Source organism: Micavibrio aeruginosavorus ARL-13 (genome assembly GCF_000226315.1).
Lineage (GTDB): Bacteria > Pseudomonadota > Alphaproteobacteria > Micavibrionales > Micavibrionaceae > Micavibrio > Micavibrio aeruginosavorus_B.
Genome location: NC_016026.1, coordinates 1,027,487 through 1,047,406 on the forward strand (window position 1 = coordinate 1,027,487; position 19,920 = coordinate 1,047,406).

The following is a 19,920-nucleotide window of genomic DNA, read 5'->3' on the forward strand; positions in this document are numbered from 1 at the left end:
AGGTAAGGAATTTAGAAAATGGCTACGAAAACTGAAACCGTGAACGATCTGAAAGACCTGAAACAAGCCGTTGGCGTTGATGTTGCCGCACCGGTTGTGCGTGAACGCAAAGTTGACGCTCAGGGCCGTTCCTATGGCACGGGCCGTCGTAAAGACGCCGTTGCGCGCGTATGGGTAAAGCCGGGTAAAGGCACTGTGACCGTGAATGGTCGTGACCAGTCCGTTTACTTCGCTCGTCAAACCCAACGTCTGATCCTGAACCAACCGTTCCTGATCTGCAATCGCGTCGGCGAATTCGACGTGATCTGCACGGTCACCGGCGGTGGTCTGTCCGGTCAGGCTGGTGCTGTACGCCACGGTATCTCCCGTGCTCTGCAAAACTTCGACCCGGCTCTGCGCCCGGTTCTGAAGAAAGCCGGCATGCTGACCCGTGACAGCCGCGTTGTTGAACGTAAAAAGATCGGTCTGCACAAAGCCCGTCGTTCCAAACAGTGGGCAAAGCGTTAATCGCTTCGTTTTTACACAAAATTCAAAAACGCCCGGTTTTCGCCGGGCGTTTTTCTTATGGGGCTTTTGTGATAGGGTTTTTCTATGTTTACACGTGTGTTCAAAGGAAAATTACCACAAATTGACGCCTCGGCTTTTGTTGCCGAAACGGCGGCCATCATTGGCGATGTTGTGGTGGGAGCGGGCGCCAGCATTTGGTATGGCTGTACCCTGCGCGGTGATGTGAACAATATTGTTATCGGTGCCCGCACCAATATTCAGGATGGAACAATCATCCACGTATCATCAACGACGCAAGGTACCTATGTCGGTGATGATGTGACGGTGGGGCATGGGGCAATCTTGCATGCCTGTACCATTGGTGATCGTGCCTTTATCGGCATGCAGGCCTGTGTGATGGATGACGCCACGGTTGAGGCCGATGCTATGGTCGCCGCCGGTGCCTTGGTTACGCCTGGCAAGACCGTGCCGTCTGGGCAATTATGGGGTGGGCGCCCGGCGCGTTATATGCGCGATTTGACGGATGATGAAAAGAAATTCCTGCTGTTTTCTGCGGAACGTTACGCCAAATTGGCGCAGACCTACCGGGCGGAGCCGGGGGCGATGGAATGACGCAACGCATTCTCCCGTCCGGGATTATGGTTGTCAGCGATGATCTCTATGATCCGACGAGGCATGTGGATGGTGTGAATTACACCCATCTGACCGGAGGGATTTATCTGCCCGTACCGATGCATGAGCTGAATCTGGCGCAGTTGCAGGATGTAAACCGCTTGCGTGATCGGGGTTTCAAATCCGGTATTGAGCAAAAGAATGATGCCCTGAAAGGCATGGTGGCTGATGCGGTTTCAAATTTCACTGCGGGCCGTTCATTTGGCATTGTTGATGTGGGCAGTGGTTTAACGACCATGGCACCTTATTTCCCGGGTGCGTCCTGTTACGTGTCGATTGATATCGATCCGCATGTGGTGGATGCATTGCGTCAGCAGGGTGTAGAATCTCATCTGGCTAAAAATATTCGCGACGTGAATATGGGTGGACATGATGTGAATGTATTGATTGCGCTGTATATGCTGCAGTTCAATGTGCATGATGATTTTTTCGAAGGCTTGGCATCCATCATGCGTGAAGATGATGTGATGTTCGCCAATCTTTATCGCATTGATGATGCGCGCAAATGTTGGCTGCGTGACCAGGCGGTGGCTGCAGGCCTGATGATCGGGCCGGAGATCGCGGATACAAAGATATCGCCGGGGCGGCAGGTGTTTTGGACGATGGCGAAGGATCAAAGCGCAGCCGATCGGTTGGCGGCGATGTTTGGGGCAAAACTGTCTTCACTCCCTCTCCCATAGGGAGAGGGCTGGGGTGAGGGGTTTTTGTGGTGGGTTTATTTCCCCTCACCCTAATCCTAACCCTCTCCCTATGGGAGAGGGGATAAGACGGGATAAATTACTCCGCTCTGGCCTTCACGTAACTGCCGGGGGCGTTTTCAATGGGTTTGAGCGTGCCGCCGCCGGGCTTTCTGGCGGGCACTTTGGGGCCGGATTTGTCCTCAATCCATTTGATCCAATCATCCCACCATGATCCTTCGTAATGTTTGGCTTCGGCCAGCCATTTGTCGGGGGATGATTTCAAATCATTGTTCTTCCAATATCCGTATTTGCCCGATGTCGGCGGATTAACGACGCCCGCAACGTGGCCAGACATGGCCAAAGTGAATTGTACATCCCCGCCCAGAATACGCGCGCCCGAAAATGTCGCCATCCATGGGGCGATATGGTCTTCCTTGGTTGACAGGAAATAGGCAGGCGTATCGATTTTATGCGCATCAATTGGAACATCATCAATCTTGATCGCGCCGGGGCGGGTCAGTTTGTTTTCAATGTACATATTGCGCAGATAATAGCTGTGCATCGCCGCCGGCATATTGGTGGAATCGTCGTTCCAATACAGCAAGTCAAACGGGAACGGTTCACGACCCAACAGGTAGTTATTGACGACAAAGCTCCAGATCAAATCATTGGCGCGGAGCAGGCTGAACGTATCCTTTAAACGCTGGGCAGCCAGGAAGCCACGCTCAGACATTTCATTTTCCATGGCGTGGAGCTGTTCCTCGTCAATGAAAACCTTGATATCGCCCGCATCTTCAAAATCAATCAGCGTGGTCAGGAATGTGGCCGATGCAATGCGCGTTTCTTCGCCCTTGCCGCGCCCCTTCATCCACGCCAGTGCCGTGGTCAGCAATGTGCCACCCAGACAGTAGCCAATGACGTTGCAATCTTTCTCACCCGTCGCGGCTTCAACCGCGTCCAGTGCGCTTAAAACGCCATCCTTCATATAGTCAACGAAGGTTTTCATGGCCAGCCGCTTGTCCGGGTTGGCCCATGAGATGATGAAGACTGTCTGTCCCTTGTTCAGCAAATAACGAATAAATGAATTATCCGGGCGCAAGTCGAGAATATAAAATTTATTGATCCATGGCGGGATAATCAGAAGGGGGCGTTTGTAAACGTCCTTCGTGGTTGGTTCATACTGAATCAACTGGATCAGGTCGTTTTGATAAATCACCTTGCCCGGTGTCGTGGCAATGTTTTCGCCAATTTTAAAGGCGTCGTAATCCGTTGTGCTGATCTGCAATTTTCCACGACCGCGTTCCAGATCTTCCAGCAAGTTCTGGAATCCCTTGACCAGATTTTCGCCGTTGCTTTCAATCGTGGCCTGCAATACATCCGGGTTGGTCAGGATAAAATTACTGGGCGCCATCGCATCAACGATCTGGCGGGTGTAAAATTCAACCTTGCGACGCGTGTCTGGGTCCAGCCCCTCGGTTTTACGCACAACATCATGCATCCACCGGCTGGACATCAAATAAGATTGTTTGATGAAATCGAACAGGGCGCTGTCCTGCCACGCGGCGTTTTTGAAGCGGCGATCACCCTTGTCCGGGGCGAAGTGGGGGGCAACATCTTCGCCGGCCATGCGGCGGGCGCTGTCCTGCCATAACGTCATCCAGTTGCGCCAATATTCGGCCTGCATCTCGGTCAGCTTTTGTGGGTCGGAATAAAGGTGCTGCATAAAATCGACCCAGGCGCGCGTGGCATTCATCGGGTCCAATGCCATGCCACCGGGGTGGTGCATGGTGATCTCCTGTTGTTTCTGCATCCAGCTTTGCATCATTGGCTGGATATGGCTGTACGCTTCGGTCAGGCTCTTGCTCAAAGCCATGGGATCGAAAGGCAGGTCTTGGGTCTGCTTTGCTGCGGTGTTCGGTGTTTCGGTGGGCGTTTTCTTTTTGGTCATAAGAGGCCTCCGGGCGATGCGGGATTATCGTGCCCGAAAACGGCATAAATTTAAACCGGAAAAGGCGTCTGTATGACCTTAATTCAACCGTGGCGGGGTGACATCATCGTCGAATGAAATCTGGTTCAGGATGGTTTCATCAATAACCACCTGATTTCGGCCATTTTGCTTGGCGCGGTACAGCGCGTGGTCGGCCCGGACCAGCATGGTGTTAATGGATTCATTCGGGTCGTTGGGGTTCAGCGAAGCCACCCCGATGCTGACCGTCATTTTTGTAATAATTCCATCCCCGGAATCGATCACCTTCTCTTCAATCAAGCGGCGCAGGCGTTCGGCCACCTTATAGGCCCCGGTGGTATCCGTTTCGGGCAGTAAGACCGCAAATTCTTCACCACCCAAACGGCCAATCATCGGCGTGGCTTCATCTTCCATATCGGATTGCAACGTGTTGCGGGCGAGGCGGTTCAGGTTCATGTCGTCAACCCGCGTGACAATATCGGTCCCGCGCAGGAATTCCGCGCTGCTGGTAGCTAGTAATTTGATGGCGATATCGCCAACGTGGTGACCGAATGTGTCGTTGATTTTCTTGAAATTGTCGATGTCCAGCAACAGGATGGACAGCGGGCGTTTATACCGGATCGCCCGGATAACCTCGACCGATTCACGCATGAAATGGCGGCGGTTGCTGATCCCGGTCAGTTCGTCCGTCGTGGCCATGCGTTCAAGGTTGAGTTCAAGGGCATAGGCCTTCCGGCGTGTCAGAATAACAATGTAGGTGATGGCGGTGCCCAATGACGCATACATCATCACGAAATAGTTTGCGTTGACCATCTGCACGGGGGTGTAGCCCTTGAGCGTCATCATGCCGTTGATAATGACGAATGAAAAACTGCTCATCAACAGGGCGGAGCGGACGGAGGGCATCAGCGGCACCAGAAGGAATGGCACCAGCGCACCCGCCAGCCCGATAATAAACCCGTCCGGGATCAGAAGCAGGATATGCGACACGTTAAACACCATGGCGACCAGGGCGGCCACGGCCACAGATTCACAAATCTGCCCCGCGATGGGCAGGAACATCAGGAACAACAGGAACAGATAAAGCGGGATCAGGTACAGGCGGACGGGAATAAGGTGCGGCAATAATTCCGACCCGGCCAGAATGAAGTCCCAGTAAATGAACAGGGGGTAGAGCAGTGTCGCGACAATCAAACAGGTCCGCACGAACGGCACAAACCGTTCGCGTTGCGCGTCCAGATATTTCTCCTCGACTTCGTCAGAGAAGGAGACTGGCTTTGGGAAACTGAACAATTGCGTCCAACGCGGGAACGTCGACACGGCGGGCCAATCCTTTTCTATGCCCCTGAAAGATCAGGGTAATTTTTACACAAGATAGACGGGGATAAACCCCATGCTCATCCTAGGGGAAGAGGGTTACTTTATTGTTAAATAACGCAGAATTCTGCGGATTTAATGCTGGATTCCGGCTTTGGACAGGGAATCGGGCGGGAAAACTTGGGGCCGGGGCCCCGGAACCCCTTGAAAAGCCGGGATTCGCGGGCCACCATGGGGCCCGATTTTGACTCACGCTTGACCGCCTTTTCTGCGGAGGATATCCCCTTGAAACCGTTTAAACTTCTGACTTTGTCCTGTGTGTCCGTCCTGGCCTTATCTATGGCGGCGTGCGGCCAGTTTGCCCGTGACCTTGATACGGCGTTTAATGGTGGTTTCAACGATCCGGCCTATACAGTCAGCCAGCCTGACATCACCATGCCGACGCCCCCGGCGCGCGTGGATTACAACAGCTTGGCCGCTCAATATTCCAACAGCTCGGTTCAGCTATACACATTGGACGATGCGCCCGTTCCGGTGCGTCAGTCGGTGCAGATGCCGGGTGATATGCGTTATGCCGCAGGCGGTTTGCAAGCCAGCACCGATCCATCGGTGACGGTGTTCCCCTTTGCGGATGGCGGTTACGTTCCGGGTGTCCGCCCGACACAGGCCCAGCATCGTGGTGGCCCGTTGTTGCCAATGCCGACCGATATTGGCGGTATTCCGACCTATGCCGGAAGCCCGGCCCGTATTTACTTTGAACACGGCTCCGCCGCGCTCAGCGCCACAACGCGCCAGGTTCTGGGCAGTGTAGCCCAGCGTTACCTGGAACAAACGCCGGGTTATATGGTGGAGGTGGGCGGCCATGCCAGCACCCGCACGGATGTCGCCGATCCGGTGAAGAGCCGCATCATCAACTTTGATATGTCGATGAAACGCGCGATGGCGGTGACCAAGCAACTGATCCGTGATGGTGTTCCGGTGGATGTGGTCAAGGCCACGGCCTATGGCGACACGCATCCGGCCGTTGTTGAAAACAGCGCCGCGGACGAAGCCCGCAACCGTCGCGTCGAAATCATTACACGCCCGCGCTGATATCACCTGAAGGGAGATGCCCATGACTGCTGATACGTTCCGGATTGGTCTGGCTGGTCTGGGGACCGTCGGTGTGGGTGTCATTAAAATCCTGCAAACCCATGCGGATATGATCGCCGCCCGGGCCGGGCGCAAGATTGAAGTTCTGGCGATTAGTGCGCGGGATCAGGGGCGTGACCGTGGTGTGGATCTGTCCGCCTATGAATGGACCGAAAACCCCGAACGCATGGCGGGCGACCCGCGTCTGGATGCAGTGGTCGAGGTGATGGGCGGATCCGATGGCCCGGCGCTGTCCTTGGTTGAGACCGCATTAAAGGCCCGCAAGCCTGTTGTGACAGCGAACAAGGCCTTGATCGCCACGCACGGTGTGCGTCTGGCCGGGCTGTCGGATCAAACTGGAACCCCGTTGAAATTCGAAGCCGCCGTGGCCGGTGGCATTCCGGTGATTAAAGCCTTGCGCGAAAGTTTTGCCGGCAACCGCTTGAACGCGGTTTATGGCATTTTGAATGGCACATGCAATTACATCCTGACCGAAATGCGCCGTACGGGCCGCAATTTTCTGGATGTGTTGGAGGAAGCGCAGGCCAAGGGCTATGCCGAGGCTGATCCGACTTTTGATATTGATGGTATTGATGCCGCGCACAAGCTGTCCATCCTGACGGCGTTGGGGTTTGGCGTAAAACCCGATTTTCCGGCCATGAAAATTGCCGGCATTCGCCATGTCAGTGCGGGTGACATCGACCATGCGGCGGAATTGGGCTATCGCATCAAATTGCTGGGTGTGGCCCGGCGTTTGGATGATGGGAAAATCGTGCAATCGGTTGAACCGTGCTTGGTTCCCGAAGGTCACCCGCTGGCTGCCGTGGATGATGTGTTCAACGCCGTGTTTGTTGATGGCGATTTCATGGGCAAGGAAATGCTGGTTGGGCGTGGCGCGGGCGAGGGGCCAACGGCATCCGCGGTGGTTGCTGATTTGATCGATCTGGTGCGCGGTGATCGCGGCCCGTCATTCGGTGTGCCGGTGGATGATCTGGTCACGGCCACATGGGCGGGGCCGGCGGATATTATCAGTGGGTTTTACCTGCACCTGAACGTGTTGGATAAACCCGGCGTTCTGGCTGCCGTGTCGGCGATCCTGCGCGATTACAATGTTTCGGTCGAAGCCATGATCCAGCGCGGACGTAACCCGGACCAACCCGTGTCCATCGTCCTGACCACGCATGAGGCCCGTCAGGCCGACATTGATGGTGCCTGTGCCGAAATTGCCAAATTGCCACAGGTGACGGGGTCGCCCTGTGTCATGAAATTGATCGAGATATAAAAAAACAGGCCGCAAAATCTGCGGCCTGTTTTCTTTACGCAATAAACGCAGAAACGATTATCGTGCCAGTTTCGGCAGCAAACGGTAACGGGACGAGCCGTCGCTGTTGATCGCGGTCATACCGAAACGATTTTGATCAATGGTTTCGAACATAGCGGTCCAGTGACCGGTTGCGCGCAGGCCTTTCAGAACAGCCATGCTCTGACCTTCGTCGCTGAATGCGATGTAACCCGGCTTGTCTGCTGTCGGTGCTTTTTCTACATAGTGCAGTTTGGCTTCAACGCCAGCCAGCACGGCTTCAACCGGGCCCAAGGCTTTTGCTTTTGCAGCGGACAGGGCGTTGAACATGTCTTTGTTGGTGACCGGGATGGCAAAGCGCATACCGTCTTTTGCCAGTTTAGCGAAATCGTCGCTCATCGTGTTGAAGATGGAGGCGAATTTTTGGGCTTCTTGGTACATTCTTTTGGTCCTCTATTACCGTTGGTTTGAAGTCGGGCGTTCTTATAAACTCTGTTGTTACTGGCGTACAGCCAGAACGTTGTAGCAGGAGCCATTCCGATCCTGCATACGCAGGGACTGTACGACGCCTTTGTGATTAATCTCGCACAATGTCGTGCTGTGACCGCAATCGTGCATAGCGTTTTGGAAGACGTGGGCCAGATCGCGGTTGTTGAATGTCACAAAACCGGGCAGGTCGCCATGGCGGCTCGGGTTCTGGGTGGTAAACCGCATCGTTTCACCCTTGGCGCGCATCAATGTTGCAACGGCCTTGATTTGCGGATTGTCGCTTTTAACCAGGATATTTTCCGCCGCATCGAATTCATCATTGGTGGGCAGAATAACGGCGTAGTTTTTGCCATTCATGCTTTCACGGGCCAGCGTCCCGGAAATCATATTGAACAGGGACAAAACATGCTCCCGCATTTGAAACATACTCCGCATCGGGTCATACCTCGAATACAGTGAACTGATGGCGCTTTGTACATTTTGTTAATTGGTTATGTCAAGAAAATGTGGTGGCGGCCCCGGAATAGGGCCAGATGGGGTGGATAGGGCGGAAATCCGCCATTTTTGCGCTTTGATCCGGGGGCGTCCCGGCCCTAAACTGGGGCTATACTCCTAAAAAACAAGGGATCACAGGAATGAGCGCCACCGCCATGAAACCATCCACACCGCTTGCCAACGACGCTTTCGCCATGGACCGTAACCTGGCACTGGAGGCCATTCGTGTGACCGAGGCCGCCGCCCTGGCCGCCTCCCGCCTGGTCGGGCGCGGGGATGAGAAGGCCGCGGACGCCGCCGCCGTGGATGCCATGCGCGAAGCGTTGAACAGCCTGTCCATGCGCGGCACCGTGGTGATTGGTGAAGGCGAACGCGACGAAGCCCCGATGTTGTATATCGGTGAACAGGTGGGCGCAGGCGTTGGCCCTGAGATTGATATTGCCCTCGACCCGTTGGAGGGCACAACCATTACCGCCAAGGGCGGATCGAACGCGCTGGCCGTGATGGCGTTGGCGGACAAGGGTGGGTTTTTGAATGCGCCCGATACCTACATGGAAAAAATGGCCATTGGCCCCGGCCTGCCCACCAACATCCTTGATCTGGATGCCCCGCCGCAGGAAATCCTGCGCAAACTGGCCGAAGCCAAGGGCGCGCAGATTTCGGATTTGCAGGTCTGTATCCTCGATCGCGCCCGCCATGCCGATATGATCGCCGCCGTGCGGTCCACCGGCGCACGGATCAGCTTTATTCAGGATGGCGACGTCAGCGGTGTCATCGCCACCACTGATCCTGATACCGGCATTGATATTTATATGGGCACCGGCGGCGCACCGGAAGGTGTGTTGGCTGCCGCCGCCCTGCAATGCACGGGCGGACAAATGCTGGGCCGTCTGGTGTTCCGGAATGACGGTGAAATTTCCCGCGCGGAAAAATGTGGCATTCGCGATCTGAAAAAAATCTACACGCTGAACGAATTGGCGAAACCGCAAAACGTCATGTTCGCCGCAACGGGTGTGACCAATGGTGCGATGCTGAAAGGTGTCCGCCGGTTCGCGGGTGGGGCGGTCACGCATTCCATCATCATGCGCTCCAAATCCGGCACGATCCGCAAGATTGAATCGACGCACAATTTTAATCGTAAGGAAGATGCGTATTAACCCTTTTTTATCGTCATACCGGCGAAGGCCGGTATCCATAGGATAGATTGTATGGACCCCGGCCTGCGCCGGGGTGACGATAGATAGAGAAAGAACAAAAACAAATGGCCCAAACCATCCTCAACGTCGACCGGTCCATCATGCAATCGCGGTGGGTGTATTCCCCCGCCAATGGCGATGATGTTGCCCGCATGGTGCAGGGGCATGGCTTGCCCGAAATCGTTGCGCGCCTTCTGGCCGCGCGGTCGGTGGTGCCGGATGATGTTGAAAAATTCCTGACCCCCAAACTGTCCCGCGATTTCCCGGATCCGTTCCGGCTCAAGGGCATGGATGCGCTGGCCAACGATCTGGCCGATGCGGTTATCAACGGGCGCAAAATCGCCGTGTTCGGTGATTTCGACGTGGATGGTGCGACATCCACCGCCATTCTGGTGCGGTTTTTCCGCCATTGCGGGCTGGATACACCGCTTTACATCCCCGACCGGATGAAGGAAGGCTACGGCCCGAACATCAACGCGCTGAACACGCTCAAACAAAACGGGGCCGATCTGGTCATCATGGCCGATTGCGGCACCACCGCGTTCGATGTGGTGGAACAGGGGCGGAACCTCGGCCTCGACATCGTCATCCTCGACCACCACGAGGCGGAAGACAAACTGCCCGTCGCCAACCACATCATCAACCCCAAACGCCGTGATGATGACAGCGGTTACGACATGCTGGCCGCCTGCGGTGTGGCATTCATGACGTGCGTCGCGATGAACAAGGTTTTGCGTGAACGCGGATTCTTCGGCGCGCGTGGTGATGCGCCGTTAAAAGACTGGATCGACATTCTCGCCCTCGGCACCGTATGCGATATGGTGCCGTTGAATGGCCCGAACCGTTTGTTCGTGAAATACGGCCTTGAAAAAATGGCCACCACCAATAACCCCGGTCTGGCCGCGTTGTTACAGGTGGCGGGGGTGAAGAACGCGCCCGATGCTTATACCTGCGGCTTTATGCTCGGCCCCCGTATCAATGCGGGCGGGCGGATACACAAGGCCGATCTGGGCGCAAAATTGCTGTCCACCGATGATGCGGAAGAGGCCAAAAACATTGCGTGGACGTTGAATGATTGCAACGACAAACGCAAAGACATGCAATCCGAAATGATGGATCAGGCGTTGAAGATGGTTGCCGATCTGGGCCTTGACCAACATCCCGCCATTCTGGTCGGCGATGAAAGCTGGCATCCGGGTCTGAACGGTCTGGTCGCCGGGCGTTTGGTTGAAAAATACAAAAAACCCGCCGCCGTGATTGCTTACGCGCCGGGCCATGATGTTGCGTTGGAGGGGCGCGGTTCTGGCCGCTCCATCCCCGGCATCAACATCGCCGCGGCATTCATCGACGCACGCCATGAAAATCTAATTGTAAAGGGTGGCGGCCACGCCATGGCTGCGGGCTTCACCATTCTGCCCGACCAAATTCCCACCTTCCGCGATTTCTTCTACAAACACATCGCCGCCCAAGCCGCGGGCCGCGTGGTGGTGAATGAAACGCATGTGGACGGCGTCCTCAGCGTACGCGGTGCCAACCTGCCGCTGATGAAAACTCTGGCTCAGGTCGGCCCCTTCGGCCAAGCCAACCCCGAACCCGTATTCGTCCTTCCCGACGTCAAAATCTTCAGTGCCGATCTGGTCGGCACCGACCACGTGCGCACATTGATCGTCGATTCCGACGGCGGCGGCACCCGCATGAAAGCCATGGCCTTCCGCGCCGCTAATACCCCCGTGGGGCAAACCTTACTCTCCGGCGCCGGCCGCACCGTCCATCTCCTCGGTCGTTTAAAGATCAACGAGTGGCAGGGGAAGGAGAGCGTGGAGTTTCATATTGAGGATGTGGCAACAACTGTTTAGTTAAATAGTTTGTCTTTATCTTCTGCCTTTATAAACATTAAAACCAAATCGCCATCTTTTAGTTGATTATCTCTATGGCCTAGGTCTTTTCTAATTTCTCTTAAGATCTTATCAATGGTTAGAATTTGTTTTTTTATATCTCCGCTGTTTTCAAAACAGAGTCTTTCATAAGATTCGAGGGTTTTGATGATTTTTTGATCACCCCAGATCATTAATTCACGTTTGAACTTCATTAGGGCTTCTGTCATTTCTTCTTGCGACAGAGGTCCTCCGTTCCTTTGGGTGTTAAATAACTCAAATAAGAGGTTGATGAAAATTATATAGGCCCCTCTTTTTTCTATGAAATGCCGGGAGTTTATCTCAAGTGTCTTCGTTCCTCGTTGTGTCCAAAAACCTATTGCGAGCGCTCCTAGCGCGCCAATAATAGCGGCGGTAATTTCTGGGGGAGATGCCATCAAGCTTTTTATAAATACATATAAGCTTGAGGTGGTAATTAAGCTTGTTAAAATCCCTATAAAAAATAAAAGTATATTGTTTTTCATGTGGTCGCCCGCGGGATGGTTTCCTAAGTGTTTATTTAGTGAGTTTAATATTTCGGTTTTGGCCTCAATAAAAAAGCCCCCAAATCGGGGGCTTTTTTATTAAATTGGCGTCCCCTACGGGATTCGAACCCGTGTCGCCTCCGTGAAAGGGAGGTGTCCTAGGCCTCTAGACGAAGGGGACAGCCGAAGGATGGGGTTTTCTAATCAATGGCGCGGGGGAAATCAAGCACTTTCTGATATAAATTACATTTACATAACGAAAAAATTGTGGCCGCTTCCATTATCAAGGTTTGGGTTGGTGGGCGTGTGGGCAGGAACGGGGTATTTTTTCATGGGGGATTTTTGCGGCGTTCGGCATCTGCTACGCTTCGCGCATGGAAATGCATCTCCCCTTTCAAGCCGAATTGCTGGTCTTTCTGGCGATTACGGCCATCTTGGTTCCGGTGTTCAGCCGTTTGCGGTTGAACCCCGTTCTTGGTTTCTTGCTGGCCGGTGTGGTCATCGGGCCGTATGGGCTTGGGCGGCTGGCGGGGGATTATCCGTTCCTGTCCGCCATCGTGTTTGAAGATGTGAAGGGTGTGTCCATTCTGGCTGAGCTGGGGGTTATTTTCCTGCTCTTTACTATCGGGTTGGAATTGTCGCCGCAACGTCTGTGGGCCATGCGGCGGATGGTGTTCGGGTTGGGTACGGCGCAGATTGTCGCGACGGCGGCGGTGATTGGGGCGGTGGCCTATATGTGGGGCAACTCCGGGCCGGCATCGGCGGTGATTGGCACGGCGCTGGCGCTGTCATCCACGGCGATGATCATGAAAATTCTGTTTGATCGGCAACAATTCGCATCCCCCGTGGGTCAGACGAGTTTTTCCATCCTGTTGATGCAGGATCTGGCCGTGGTTCCGTTGATCTTCATGGTGGCCATGTTGCAGGACAAGGGGGCGGGCGCGGAACAAAACGTACTCCTCTCGCTTCTGCTGGCGTTGGCCAAGGCGGGCGGGGTTGTGGCTGTTCTGGTGGCGCTTGGGCATTTTGTGGTGCGCCCGGCTTTGCGCTATGTCACAGCGGGGGCGCAGGGCCCGGAATTTTTTATGGCGCAAATTCTGCTCATCGTTATTTGTGCGGCCTGGGCCACGGGCGAGGCGGGTCTGTCCATGGCGTTGGGGGCGTTTCTGGCGGGGCTGGTTCTGGCCGAAACCGAATTCCGCAACCAGATTGAGGTGGATATCGAACCGTTTAAGGGCATGTTCCTGGGGCTGTTCTTCCTGTCTGTCGGAATGGGGGTCGATTTGCTGGCGGTGATGGACAATCTGTTCTGGCTGGCGGCATCCGTCTTTGGCATTTTTGCGGTCAAGGCGGTCATTACAACGGGCCTGTGCCGGATTTGGGGCGTGTCTTTGCCCACATCCATTCAAACGGGCCTGGCCCTGGGGCAGGGGGGCGAATTCGCCTTCGTTTTGTTCGGTTTGGCTATGGCATCGGGGGTGGTGGACAAGAATGTCGGCCATTTCATGATGATGCTGGCCAGCCTGACCATGATCCTGACGCCGTTTTATTACCGTTTGGGCGAAATACTGGCCGCGCGGTTGGTAAAACGCAAAGCCAACGGTATGACCGAGGTGATGGAACAGTATGTGAAGGGTGTTGAAGGGCACGTGGTCATCGCCGGGTTTGGCCGCACAGGCCAGGCCGTGGCCGAAGTGATGGAACATAACCAGATCCCGTATGTCGGGCTGGATCATCAATCCGGTCATCTGGAGGCCCTGCGCAAAAAGGGCAAGCCTGTCTTTTACGGTGACGCTTCGCAAACTCATGTGCTCGACAAGGTCAAGGCCACATCGGCCCGCGCCATCATTCTGGCGATGGATGACAAAAAGGCATCGCGCACAGCCATTGAAAATATTCGCCGTCACTGCAAAAACGTGCCAATTTATGCCCGAGCCCGCGATGAAGCCCACGCGGATGATTTGCAAAAACTGGGCGTGAACGATGTTGTGCTGGAAACACGCGAGATCAGCCTGCAGCTGGCAGGACGAGTGTTGCAATGCTTTGAATACTCCGCCGCCGCCGCGGGCCGTGTGCTGGAGAGTGAGCGTGGAGAGGGCGAACAGAAAGGCGACAGCGTGGCCGCCTGATGTGTTCAGGCCAGGCCCGCTTTATCCAATCCGAGAACGGCATCCAGCCCACCCGCCGCCGGGCGGAATGCCACGCCCAACCGGTTCCACATATTGATGCAGCCGATGGCGAAGGTCAGATCGGATAAATCTTTCTCCGAAAAATGTTCCAGTATTTTGGCGTAATCCTCATCAGTAATGCCGTGGGGGCCGATTTTGGTCAGTTTCTCGGTCCATTCCAACGCGGCCTTTTCCTTGTCGGTGAACAGGTTCGATTCATGCCACAGCGGCAAATGGTGCAACCGCAATTCCCGTTCGCCATCCAACCGGGCTTCCTTGGTATGCATGTCCAGGCAGAACAGGCACCCATTCAACTGTGATGCGCGCGTTTTGATAAGGTGGAGCAGCCCATGATCCAGCGCGGATTCTGCTAGAATTTTTTCCATGGCATACAGGGTGTTATAAAGCTGGGGTGAGAGTTTCGGGTAATTGATGCGGTCGGCCATGGGTTTCTCCTGGTTTAAAAATCACCATTGATATGGTGGGGGCCGCGGCGTTATCCAGCAAGGGCATAAATTGATAAAATTTTATGAATTGAAAACCGAATGTTAAGATCTTCTGTGTAGCCTGGTTTCAACGAATAGAAAACCAGAGCGTGAGCGTAAGAAGGGGACTTGATAGATGGTTGATATTGTTGAATCTGGCGGCGTTGAAACGAACGTCAATCTGAAAGCCTCCTTTGAGCAGGCGCTGGATGCGAAAGAGCCGTTACAGCTGCAAAAGGGCATGGATGTTGCGCTATCCCCATCACAATTGATGAACGGCGCTAAAATTCCCGCCACTGTCGAAAACTGGAAGGCGAGAGGCTTTTCCTGATTTTTTCACGGAACACAGAGAACACAGAAAAAACCCGCCAGAGATGGCGGGTTTTTTACGGTTTTCGATGCTTCTTAGGTAAAACTATGCGCTTTTCACCGCCATCAGGAACGAATCCACGGTTTCCTTCAGTTTTAACGTTTCCTGCGCCATGTCCAACGACACGCGGGATACGGTGTTGGCGGCATCGCCCGTGCGGGATGCGGCATCACTCACGCCATTGATGTTTTTGTTGACCTCGTTGGTCGCGGTGGATACTTCCTGCACGTTGCGGGAAATCTGCTGGGTCGCGGCGCTTTGTTCTTCAACGGCGGCGGCAACAGTCGTGCTGATCTCATCAATATTGCGGATGGTCGAGCTGATTCCAACAATGGAGTTCACGGCGTCAGGCTTTGTGACACGGTCTGCATTTCCGATGTTGCGCCATTCAGGCTGGCCATCAGGGCTTCGATATCCGATTCAAAACCACGGGCCAGGTCGCTGATGCGTTTGGCGCGTTCTTCGCGTTGGGCGGCGCGCTGCTCGGCTTCCATCTGGCGGTTTTTGATCAGGTTTTCTTTGAAAATATTCATGGCCTCGGCCATCGGGCGCAAACTGCCCGTCGTGTCGAGGAACGGGATGGATTCATCCGTTTCCCCTTGTGACAGGGACGTCATGCGCGTGCCCAATGTCGACAATCCACCGGTAATCATCCGGCTCAGGAACAGGGCCGCCAGAACGACGATAATGGCAATCCCGAACATCAACCCCGTTGTCATGGCCGTAATGCGGGCGGCGCTGACGTCATAGGCTTTTAGGGCGTCATCTTTGCGCTGCGATGCCAGTTCATCAACTTTATCAATAAACGGTTCTGCTGCGGCATATTTATCGCTCAGCAATCCAATCGCCGTGTCCAATTCGCCATATTTTGTGGCCATATTGTAAAACGAATCCTGGTACGTTTTCATCAATCCGCTGATTTTTTGCTGGACGGCATAATCCAATCCGGACGTGCTCAGGGCCAGTTTAAATTCTTCGCCGCGCTTCTTAATGTCATCAATATATTTTGGATCTTTGCGGGCCAGAAAATCTTTTTCATGACGACGCATCATCAACATCAGAACTTTCAAACGGTCCTGGTTCTGGGCGTTGATAATTTCTTCAACGCCATGCACGGCGGCGCGCAAATCACCCAGAAGGCCGATTTTTTCGTTCAATCCCACTTCTGTCTGCAGGGCGACAACGGTGTCAAACTGTGCAGAATAATCGTCAAATCCGGCCTGAAACTTTTTGGCCTGCTCGGTGATTTCGGCATCGCTGGAGACAAGTTCGAGAAGTTTTTTTCCCTCGCTGGCGACCAAATCCTGAATTTCATTGTGGCGCGTGACGTATTTTTCATCCATGCGGAGAAGAAAATCTTTCTCTGCGCGACGGGCTGTTAAAAAAGCCGCTTCCAACGATGCGGCATGATCATTTATTTCAACAGCTGCAAAAGCCTTGTCCTGGATTTTTTCCAAGTTGCCTTTGCCCACACTCACGGTCAAGTCCACCGCGGCGAATCCGGCCTTGAACACTCATTTTGAATAAACTCCCCAATAAAATACCGGGCCGTGATCTGGCCTTAATCTCTGATCATTTTATGGAGGTTATGTTGCAGTTTTATGACAGCGGGCCGTCTATATCCCTAAGGATATAATTTGGAACTGCATTCTGAAGTGTTTGCAAATTTTTTATGCTACTGGAATGCGGCAACAATCCATACGATAGATTGGTAGACGCCTAATATCAGCAGACTGCAGATAATCGCATTTATCCAGTGAGGGAATATCTGCATGGGGGCCATGTTTACGTTTTTGCATCGTCCTTCAATGGCTCTTACATTCAAAAGCTCTGGCGTTTGTGCATGTGCCTGAATGAGCTCAATTGTAAAAAATTCATTTCGTTTGATAAACGGAATCTTTATAATGTAGCGTCCGTCTGATGTTGTATCAGTTTTAAATTCTATTATGGGCCATATCTCAAAATGCTCTGGTTTAAAATTGAAGTAAAACTCAACATCTCGCGCTTCGGCCCTGCCTGAGTTTCTAACCAGAATACTACTTGTGTGCATTAATATGCTTGTGCCGTTTTGTTGCGGTATTCGGAAAGTGAAGCCATGAGGAATGCCCCATATTACATTGGCCTTAGGTTGTATGTTGCGTCTAACGACTTCAAGTGCGCAGGTGATCAGCACTGCGATAATCTCTGGCTCTTTGAGAAGCTTTAAAATGTCATCAAATGTGAAAAATTGAGAAATAAATTCTAGCATATGCTCATATCTTCTGCGTTTTGGTTTTAAAATCGATAAAAAAGCCCTCGCAAGCGAGGGCTTTGAATTTACTGGCGGAGACGGAGGGATTCGAACCCTCGATACAGTTTAACCCGTATGACGATTTAGCAAACCGTTGCCTTCAGCCACTCGGCCACGTCTCCATATATTCTATTCACTTACCTACGGTGAAATGGCCTCGTGTGTTTCACGATTTGTGCGCAAAGCGCACGGGCGGCCATGTCATTTGTGTAGGGTAGTCCCCATAGTCTTAGTCGTAGTCTTTGTACTCGTAGTCAGCTCGGCCAATCAATTATCAGGAAATGGCGGGCGGATCAACCGTTTCCTGCGGGATCTAAGGTGTTTGAATCAATCAATATAATGATTGTCGCGCAATTTTTTGCCGGTGCCGAAATCCTCCGCCACCGCCAGAATGAAGCCGATCAGGCCCACACCCACGGCCAGCGTGATCAAAACCTTAATAAAAACAGGCCAATCCAGAATTTGGGCCCAGATTTGGGCGACGATCAAGCCGCCCGCGCCAAGCGCCAGCCCGCAGAGCAGGAGGAGCAGCCATTTACGGCGGCTGGCCGGAATATCGTAATCAACCGCAATCAGGAAGGAGGCCAGCGTGCCCAGCACAATAATCGTGCCCATGGTGCGCACGAAGGTGGCCCATTCCATAACATTGCCCCACATTTGGGCCAGCCCCAGCAAGGCGGCAACAACCCCCATACCAATCAGGGAAAAGAGCAGGATACGCGTGCGGATCATGGAGGCCTCTTTTTATAGCGGGTTAAATTTCACGTTCCATGATGGTCAGGAACGCTTCGCGTTTGAAGAACAGCAGCTCGCGGCGTGTTTCCCGTTCCATCGTAATCACCTTCCACCCCTCGGCGGCGTTTTTATTCAGGAAGTCGGTGTAACGCACCGGGTCCACGCGTGATCCACCCAAAAAGATGGAGCCGAGCAGAGGTTCGCGGTAAATGGCGACCTTGTATTCGTATTTATGCTTCGTCATGACAGCTTTTTCTTCAGCAGTTCGTTGGCCATGCCCGGGTTCACTTTGCCCTGGGATTTCTTCATCACCTGACCGACCAGGAAGCCGAAGACCTTTTCATTGCCGCCTTTATAATCGGCGACAATTTGCGGGTTTTCGTTCAACACTTCTTCCACGATTTTTTCAATCGCGCCGGTGTCGGTAACCTGTTTCAGGCCCTTGGTTTCGATGATGGTGTCTGCGTCTTTGCCTGATGCGTACATTTCGGCGAACACGTCCTTGGCGATTTTGCCGCTGATCGTGTTATCGGTGATGCGTTCAATCATCAAGCCCAGCATGGCGGCGGTGACGGGGCTTTCGCTGATCGTCTTGCCATCCTTGTTCAAAATGCCCAGCAGTTCGTTTAAGACCCAGTTGGCGGCCAGTTTCGCATCACGGCCCTTCGCTGCGGTTTCGTAATAATCCGCACGGGCGCGTTCCGCGATCAATACACTGGCGTCATACGCGGACAGACCATAGGAATCCATGAAGCGGTGTTTCTTCTGGTCCGGCAATTCCGGCAGGGTGGCCTTGATCTTCTCAACCCAGTCGGATTTCAGGTTGAGGGGCAACAGGTCTGGATCCGGGAAGTAACGGTAATCATGTGCTTCTTCTTTGGAACGCATGGACCGTGTTTCGCCCTTGGATGGGTCCCACAGGCGGGTTTCTTGTTTAATAGATCCGCCACCTTCGATGATTTCGATCTGGCGTCCGGCTTCATATTCAATCGCCATTTGAACGGCCTTCAGCGAGTTCACGTTCTTGATCTCGCAACGGGTGCCCAGTTCCTTCACGCCCAGACGACGCACCGATACGTTCACGTCGGCGCGCATGGAGCCTTCTTCCATGTTGCCATCGCATGTGCCGAGATAGCGCAGAACCATACGCAGTTTCGACAGATAGGCGGTGGCCTCATCCGCGCCGCGAATATCCGGTTCGGATACAATTTCCATCAGGGCGCAACCGGAACGGTTCAAATCGACGAAGGATTTTTGCGGGTGCTGGTCGTGCAGGGATTTGCCGGCATCCTGTTCCAAATGCAGGCGGGTAATGCCAATGGTTTTCACCGTGCCGTCCGGCAGGTCGATTTCAATTTCGCCCTTGCCCACGATTGGGTGCAGGAATTGTGAAATCTGATAGCCCTGCGGCAGGTCGGGGTAGAAATAGTTTTTGCGTTCAAACACGGATGTCATGTTGATCTGCGCGTTCAGGCCCAGACCCGTGCGCACGGCCTGTTCAACACAATATTCGTTCAGAACGGGCAGCATGCCCGGCATGGCGGCGTCCACCATGCTGACCTGGCTGTTCGGGGCGGCGCCGAATGTCGCGGATGAACCCGAAAACAATTTGGAATTGGCGGTCACCTGGGCGTGGACTTCCATGCCGATGACGATTTCCCAAACGCCTGTATCCGTTTTAATTGTCTGTGCCATTTTCGTTGCTCTCTACTTAGATCATC

21 protein-coding genes and 2 tRNA genes are annotated in these 19,920 nt (G+C 53.7%); 9 read left to right on the forward strand and 14 right to left on the reverse strand.

Annotated features, from left to right (window positions below; genetic code table 11):
• Window positions 1-18: 18 nt before the first annotated feature.
• The 3 genes from rpsI to MICA_RS04845 all read left to right on the forward strand — a co-directional run bounded on the left by rpsI (window position 19) and on the right by MICA_RS04845 (window position 1,859).
• A complete protein-coding gene (gene rpsI / locus MICA_RS04835) occupies window positions 19-507 on the forward strand; it encodes a 30S ribosomal protein S9 (RefSeq protein WP_014102581.1) in 489 nt (162 codons plus the stop codon).
• Window positions 508-591: 84 nt separating this feature from the next.
• Window positions 592-1,119 carry a gamma carbonic anhydrase family protein gene (locus MICA_RS04840; protein ID WP_014102582.1) on the forward strand — a complete coding sequence of 176 codons (528 nt, stop codon included), beginning with the start codon at window positions 592-594 and terminating at the stop codon, window positions 1,117-1,119.
• The gene (locus MICA_RS04845; RefSeq protein WP_014102583.1) at window positions 1,116-1,859 is read left to right on the forward strand and encodes a hypothetical protein; all 744 of its coding nucleotides are present in this window, start codon (window positions 1,116-1,118) and stop codon (window positions 1,857-1,859) included. The genes MICA_RS04840 and MICA_RS04845 overlap by 4 nt, the downstream gene beginning before the upstream one ends.
• Window positions 1,860-1,956: 97 nt before the next feature.
• Here MICA_RS04845 and MICA_RS04850 read toward each other — a convergent pair whose 3' ends face one another.
• Window positions 1,957-3,807: a PHA/PHB synthase family protein gene (locus MICA_RS04850; RefSeq protein WP_014102584.1), complete on the reverse strand. Its 1,851-nt coding sequence runs from the start codon at window positions 3,805-3,807 to the stop codon at window positions 1,957-1,959.
• 78 nt (window positions 3,808-3,885) lie between these two features.
• Window positions 3,886-5,145, reverse strand: a complete 1,260-nt coding sequence (locus MICA_RS04855; protein WP_014102585.1) for a GGDEF domain-containing protein — start codon at window positions 5,143-5,145, stop codon at window positions 3,886-3,888.
• 282 nt (window positions 5,146-5,427) lie between these two features.
• Here MICA_RS04855 and MICA_RS04860 point away from each other — a divergent pair, with 282 nt between their 5' ends.
• Both MICA_RS04860 and MICA_RS04865 read left to right on the forward strand, forming a co-directional pair.
• Window positions 5,428-6,234: an OmpA family protein gene (locus MICA_RS04860; protein ID WP_148260425.1), complete on the forward strand. Its 807-nt coding sequence runs from the start codon at window positions 5,428-5,430 to the stop codon at window positions 6,232-6,234.
• Window positions 6,235-6,256: 22 nt separating this feature from the next.
• Complete coding sequence (locus MICA_RS04865; RefSeq protein WP_014102587.1) at window positions 6,257-7,555, forward strand: homoserine dehydrogenase; 1,299 nt, start codon at window positions 6,257-6,259, stop codon at window positions 7,553-7,555.
• Window positions 7,556-7,612: 57 nt separating this feature from the next.
• Here MICA_RS04865 and MICA_RS04870 read toward each other — a convergent pair whose 3' ends face one another.
• Entirely contained in the window at window positions 7,613-8,014 is a 402-nt protein-coding gene (locus tag MICA_RS04870) for a hypothetical protein (RefSeq protein WP_014102588.1), read from the reverse strand.
• 57 nt (window positions 8,015-8,071) lie between these two features.
• Window positions 8,072-8,479: a hypothetical protein gene (locus MICA_RS04875; RefSeq protein WP_014102589.1), complete on the reverse strand. Its 408-nt coding sequence runs from the start codon at window positions 8,477-8,479 to the stop codon at window positions 8,072-8,074.
• 218 nt (window positions 8,480-8,697) lie between these two features.
• Between MICA_RS04875 and glpX the strand changes: the two genes are divergently transcribed.
• Both glpX and recJ read left to right on the forward strand, forming a co-directional pair.
• Window positions 8,698-9,714, forward strand: coding sequence for a class II fructose-bisphosphatase (gene glpX, locus MICA_RS04880; protein WP_236619971.1), 1,017 nt, complete (start codon window positions 8,698-8,700; stop codon window positions 9,712-9,714).
• A gap of 104 nt (window positions 9,715-9,818) precedes the next feature.
• Entirely contained in the window at window positions 9,819-11,609 is a 1,791-nt protein-coding gene (gene recJ, locus MICA_RS04885; RefSeq protein WP_014102591.1) for a single-stranded-DNA-specific exonuclease RecJ, read from the forward strand.
• Here recJ and MICA_RS04890 read toward each other — a convergent pair.
• Entirely contained in the window at window positions 11,606-12,151 is a 546-nt protein-coding gene (locus tag MICA_RS04890; RefSeq protein ID WP_041793821.1) for a hypothetical protein, read from the reverse strand. The two genes, recJ and MICA_RS04890, sit on opposite strands and share 4 nt — an antisense overlap.
• 105 nt (window positions 12,152-12,256) lie before the next feature.
• A tRNA-Glu gene (locus MICA_RS04895) sits at window positions 12,257-12,332 on the reverse strand.
• A gap of 199 nt (window positions 12,333-12,531) precedes the next feature.
• On the opposite strand from MICA_RS04895, the gene MICA_RS04900 reads away from it, so the two are divergent.
• Window positions 12,532-14,280: a cation:proton antiporter domain-containing protein gene (locus MICA_RS04900; RefSeq protein WP_236619972.1), complete on the forward strand. Its 1,749-nt coding sequence runs from the start codon at window positions 12,532-12,534 to the stop codon at window positions 14,278-14,280.
• Between the two features lie 5 nt (window positions 14,281-14,285).
• On the opposite strand, the gene MICA_RS04905 is transcribed toward MICA_RS04900, so the two are convergent.
• Window positions 14,286-14,765: a carboxymuconolactone decarboxylase family protein gene (locus MICA_RS04905; RefSeq protein ID WP_014102594.1), complete on the reverse strand. Its 480-nt coding sequence runs from the start codon at window positions 14,763-14,765 to the stop codon at window positions 14,286-14,288.
• A 175-nt stretch (window positions 14,766-14,940) separates the two neighbouring features.
• On the opposite strand from MICA_RS04905, the gene MICA_RS04910 reads away from it, so the two are divergent.
• A complete protein-coding gene (locus MICA_RS04910; RefSeq protein WP_014102595.1) occupies window positions 14,941-15,135 on the forward strand; it encodes a hypothetical protein in 195 nt (64 codons plus the stop codon).
• 84 nt (window positions 15,136-15,219) lie between these two features.
• Here MICA_RS04910 and MICA_RS04915 read toward each other — a convergent pair whose 3' ends face one another.
• From MICA_RS04915 to gatB, 7 genes are all read right to left on the reverse strand, one after another.
• Window positions 15,220-15,516, reverse strand: coding sequence for a hypothetical protein (locus tag MICA_RS04915; protein ID WP_014102596.1), 297 nt, complete (start codon window positions 15,514-15,516; stop codon window positions 15,220-15,222).
• Window positions 15,513-16,652 (reverse strand): hypothetical protein, encoded by a 1,140-nt coding sequence (locus tag MICA_RS04920; RefSeq protein ID WP_148260426.1) that lies wholly within the window; start codon window positions 16,650-16,652, stop codon window positions 15,513-15,515. Before MICA_RS04920 ends, MICA_RS04915 begins: the two co-directional genes overlap by 4 nt.
• A 197-nt stretch (window positions 16,653-16,849) precedes the next feature.
• Window positions 16,850-17,422: a hypothetical protein gene (locus MICA_RS04925; RefSeq protein WP_041793823.1), complete on the reverse strand. Its 573-nt coding sequence runs from the start codon at window positions 17,420-17,422 to the stop codon at window positions 16,850-16,852.
• A gap of 72 nt (window positions 17,423-17,494) precedes the next feature.
• A tRNA-Ser gene (locus MICA_RS04930) sits at window positions 17,495-17,586 on the reverse strand.
• Window positions 17,587-17,791: 205 nt separating this feature from the next.
• Window positions 17,792-18,196 (reverse strand): hypothetical protein, encoded by a 405-nt coding sequence (locus MICA_RS04935; protein ID WP_014102598.1) that lies wholly within the window; start codon window positions 18,194-18,196, stop codon window positions 17,792-17,794.
• A gap of 22 nt (window positions 18,197-18,218) precedes the next feature.
• Complete coding sequence (locus MICA_RS04940) at window positions 18,219-18,443, reverse strand: DUF4177 domain-containing protein (protein WP_014102599.1); 225 nt, start codon at window positions 18,441-18,443, stop codon at window positions 18,219-18,221.
• A complete protein-coding gene (gene gatB, locus MICA_RS04945) occupies window positions 18,440-19,894 on the reverse strand; it encodes an Asp-tRNA(Asn)/Glu-tRNA(Gln) amidotransferase subunit GatB (RefSeq protein WP_014102600.1) in 1,455 nt (484 codons plus the stop codon). Before gatB ends, MICA_RS04940 begins: the two co-directional genes overlap by 4 nt.
• Window positions 19,895-19,920 lie beyond the last annotated feature (26 nt).

What these genes read in the sequence shown, in the direction of transcription:
- rpsI (WP_014102581.1), top strand. Translation starts at nt 19, where the DNA reads ATGGCTACGAAAACTGAAACCGTGAACGATCTGAAAGACCTGAAACAA.
- MICA_RS04840 (WP_014102582.1), top strand. Translation starts at nt 592, where the DNA reads ATGTTTACACGTGTGTTCAAAGGAAAATTACCACAAATTGACGCCTCG.
- MICA_RS04845 (WP_014102583.1), top strand. Translation starts at nt 1,116, where the DNA reads ATGACGCAACGCATTCTCCCGTCCGGGATTATGGTTGTCAGCGATGAT.
- MICA_RS04850 (WP_014102584.1), bottom strand. Translation starts at nt 3,807, where the DNA reads ATGACCAAAAAGAAAACGCCCACCGAAACACCGAACACCGCAGCAAAG.
- MICA_RS04865 (WP_014102587.1), top strand. Translation starts at nt 6,257, where the DNA reads ATGACTGCTGATACGTTCCGGATTGGTCTGGCTGGTCTGGGGACCGTC.
- MICA_RS04870 (WP_014102588.1), bottom strand. Translation starts at nt 8,014, where the DNA reads ATGTACCAAGAAGCCCAAAAATTCGCCTCCATCTTCAACACGATGAGC.
- MICA_RS04875 (WP_014102589.1), bottom strand. Translation starts at nt 8,479, where the DNA reads ATGCGGGAGCATGTTTTGTCCCTGTTCAATATGATTTCCGGGACGCTG.
- glpX (WP_236619971.1), top strand. Translation starts at nt 8,698, where the DNA reads ATGAGCGCCACCGCCATGAAACCATCCACACCGCTTGCCAACGACGCT.
- recJ (WP_014102591.1), top strand. Translation starts at nt 9,819, where the DNA reads ATGGCCCAAACCATCCTCAACGTCGACCGGTCCATCATGCAATCGCGG.
- MICA_RS04890 (WP_041793821.1), bottom strand. Translation starts at nt 12,151, where the DNA reads ATGAAAAACAATATACTTTTATTTTTTATAGGGATTTTAACAAGCTTA.
- MICA_RS04900 (WP_236619972.1), top strand. Translation starts at nt 12,532, where the DNA reads ATGCATCTCCCCTTTCAAGCCGAATTGCTGGTCTTTCTGGCGATTACG.
- MICA_RS04905 (WP_014102594.1), bottom strand. Translation starts at nt 14,765, where the DNA reads ATGGCCGACCGCATCAATTACCCGAAACTCTCACCCCAGCTTTATAAC.
- MICA_RS04910 (WP_014102595.1), top strand. Translation starts at nt 14,941, where the DNA reads ATGGTTGATATTGTTGAATCTGGCGGCGTTGAAACGAACGTCAATCTG.
- MICA_RS04925 (WP_041793823.1), bottom strand. Translation starts at nt 17,422, where the DNA reads ATGCTAGAATTTATTTCTCAATTTTTCACATTTGATGACATTTTAAAG.
- MICA_RS04935 (WP_014102598.1), bottom strand. Translation starts at nt 18,196, where the DNA reads ATGATCCGCACGCGTATCCTGCTCTTTTCCCTGATTGGTATGGGGGTT.
- MICA_RS04940 (WP_014102599.1), bottom strand. Translation starts at nt 18,443, where the DNA reads ATGACGAAGCATAAATACGAATACAAGGTCGCCATTTACCGCGAACCT.
- gatB (WP_014102600.1), bottom strand. Translation starts at nt 19,894, where the DNA reads ATGGCACAGACAATTAAAACGGATACAGGCGTTTGGGAAATCGTCATC.